This window comes from Desulfovibrio sp. 1188_IL3213 (genome assembly GCF_036763145.1).
In the GTDB taxonomy this organism is placed as follows: domain Bacteria; phylum Desulfobacterota; class Desulfovibrionia; order Desulfovibrionales; family Desulfovibrionaceae; genus Desulfovibrio.
On the sequence record NZ_JBAIYR010000325.1, the window covers coordinates 1 to 2,677 of the forward strand.

At 59.0% G+C, this 2,677-nt stretch carries 3 protein-coding genes; 1 reads left to right on the forward strand and 2 read right to left on the reverse strand.

What is annotated here, in order from left to right; genetic code table 11:
- The coding region (locus V6C16_RS10935; RefSeq protein ID WP_333543206.1) for a zinc ribbon domain-containing protein at positions 1 to 219 on the reverse strand (219 nt) is incomplete at its 3' end.
- A gap of 231 nt (positions 220 to 450) precedes the next feature.
- On the opposite strand from V6C16_RS10935, the gene V6C16_RS10940 reads away from it, so the two are divergent.
- On the forward strand, positions 451 to 1,032 hold the full coding sequence (locus V6C16_RS10940) for a DJ-1/PfpI family protein (protein ID WP_333536502.1): 582 nt from the start codon (positions 451 to 453) through the stop codon (positions 1,030 to 1,032).
- 427 nt (positions 1,033 to 1,459) lie between these two features.
- Here the strand turns inward: V6C16_RS10940 and V6C16_RS10945 are convergent, their stop codons facing one another.
- Positions 1,460 to 2,581, reverse strand: a complete 1,122-nt coding sequence (locus V6C16_RS10945) for a radical SAM protein (RefSeq protein ID WP_333543207.1) — start codon at positions 2,579 to 2,581, stop codon at positions 1,460 to 1,462.
- Positions 2,582 to 2,677: the final 96 nt, after the last annotated feature.

Here is a 2,677-nt window from a genome sequence, read left to right on the forward strand (position 1 = left end):
CGACGCACAACCGCCCGCGCCGCAGGTGGGCATGCCTTTGCCCATGGGACGTACCGGGCCGGGCTTGTAGGGGAAGGCCCCGGTCTTGAGAGGACTTGGAACGCACATCTGCTTTTCGGCGGCCGCGCCGCATTTGGGGCATGCCGGAGATTCGTCGCCAAAAACCAGCTCTTCAAATTTGTTTCCGCAGGCGGTGCAGACAAAGTCAAACATGGGCATACTGATACTCCTGAAACATTTGATTAGGCCCTGACGGCTGCATCAAGGCCGCGCCCAGCCTTCGTGCCGGGCGTGGGGCTGGGCTTGCGTCCAGGGTACTTGCCCTGGGCAGTGCCTGCATATATAAACATAAATACGCTCAAGGCAAGGGCGCCATAAGGCCGTCATGCCGGGCGCAAACCGCTTTTCGGGCATCGGCTTACGCAAGCCCGGAACCGCAGGAGAAATATTATGAAAAAAATTCTGGTACTGACCGGTGACTATGTTGAAGACTATGAAGTGATGGTGCCTTTCCAGATGCTGCTCATGCTCGGCTATGACGTGCATGCCGTATGCCCCGGCAAAAAGCCCGGCGATGTCGTGCGCACGGCCATTCACGACTTTGAGGGCGATCAGACCTATTCGGAAAAGCGCGGCCATAATTTTGTGATCAACTTTGATTTCGACAAGGTTAACACTGCCGACTACGTGGGTCTGGTTGTACCCGGCGGTCGCGCGCCGGAATATCTGCGCCTGAATCCGCGCATTCTTGACATAGCGCGTGAATTCAATGCGGCCGGAAAGCCCATTGCCGCCGTTTGCCACGGCCCGCAGATTCTTGTTTCTGCCGGTGTTCTGAAAAACCGTACCTGCACCGCCTATCCCGCAGTGAAGCCCGACGTGGTGGATGCAGGAGCCACCTGGGCAGATTTCAACGAAACTTTCACCAACGCCGTGGTGGACGGCAACCTTGTGACGGCTCCGGCCTGGCCCGCGCATCCCGCGTGGATTGCGGCCTTTGTCAAACTGCTCGGCGCAAAGATCAGCATCTAGAGCAGATTAACTTTGAGAATGTATATTCTCAAAGTTTAAGACACGCTCGCTTCGATGCTTAACCGCGCAAGTAAATAGCTCTGCTGTCTTCGCGGCAGTCGTTGGCGAGCCTGCGAGCCTTACGAATGGCGACAGTGGTTGTGTGGAAACAAACCGCTCGTTACACATGGTGTCTGCAAGCGTAGTTTCCCGCGTTACAACTCCTGAAGCATCCGTAACTTCCTTTGTCGTAACGGCTGAAGCTGCGCTTGCATCTTTGCGGCAGGCGTCTGCTCACGCAGCCGCCAGAGCAATTTCAAAGTGAAATTGCTCTGGAGCAGTTAACGCTTGAAGTGCTTTGGTATAACGACGGGCGCCCCGCAAAATTTTGCGGGGCGCCCGTAATTTTATGCGCAGGGCAGCCAGCGTGAAAGTCTGCGCTGGGGGGCTATAATGGCTCCACAATCAGCCCTTTGTCTGACAGCTCCACCGGCCGCACGGGCAAAAGCCCGGAAAGGGACGGATCTGAAACGCCACCCTCCGGGGATGCTTCCCGTGGACGCAGAAAACAGGCCGCATAATACTCGTTGACGCCCTTGATTTTTTTACCGCCCGGCAACGCGCCATTCCGCATGTTGCCGGAGGTGTCCGCAGCAAGCAGCATGCGCGGCAGGGCCATCTGCGCCGCGAGAAATTCTTTTTGCTTCAGGGAAACAGCCTGCCGCACCCTGGCCGCGCGTTCCAGCTTGAGGGCATGGGGAATCTGCCCTTCAAAGCGCTCCGCCGCGGTTCCGGGACGCCGCGAGTACGGGAAGACATGCGCGTAACCGAGGGGCAGACGCGTTATAAGGTCGAGAAGTTCCTGCACGTCCTCTTCTGTTTCTCCGGGAAAACCCGCAATCATGTCCGCGCCAAGGCCCATGGCGGGCCAGTGGCCTGAGAGCTCCCTGACGGCGTTTTCAAGCATGGAGGGGCTGTAGTGTCCGCGCCCCATTCTTTTCAGGACGTTACGGCTGCCGTGCTGCAAGGATATGTGCAAATGCGGGCAGAGCATGCGGCAGCGGCGCAAAACATCCAGGGCGTGTGCGTCAAGCTGTCCCGGCTCCAGAGAGCTGATGCGAAAGCGGGCCTGTCCGGAAAATTCCGGGGCCAGGGCCGCATCAAGGGTGCGCAGCAGGCTCCAGAAGTCTCCTGTTTGCGCGTCCCGTCCGTATTGTCCCAGATTGATGCCGGAAATCATGATTTCCACATGGCCCGATTCCAGCAGGCGGCGGGCTTCTTCCACCACATCTTCCACCGGGCGGCTGCGGGGCTTGCCCCGTGTGAGCGGCACAATGCAGTAGGTGCAGCGGTGGGCGCAGCCATCCTGCACCTTGAGTACAGGGCGGGCGCGTTTGAAGGTGGAGATGCTGAAAGACGGAAATCTGTTGCCGGTTGCCGCGCCTGCGGCCGTTTCCATTACGGCCGCCGCCTGTGCCTCGGCGTTGGAGGCGGTGCTGTGCTCAAGCTCACCAAAGGGAGCAGGCAGCGGGGAAATCTCCGACTGGGGAAAAGCTTTTTCCTGCCGCACAGGCGGTATGGCCGAAAGCGACGCATGGGGCAGTTGCCCGCAAGAGTTCGGGACGGCAATGTCGTTGCCCCACGGGCCTTAGGTCGGAAGAGCGTC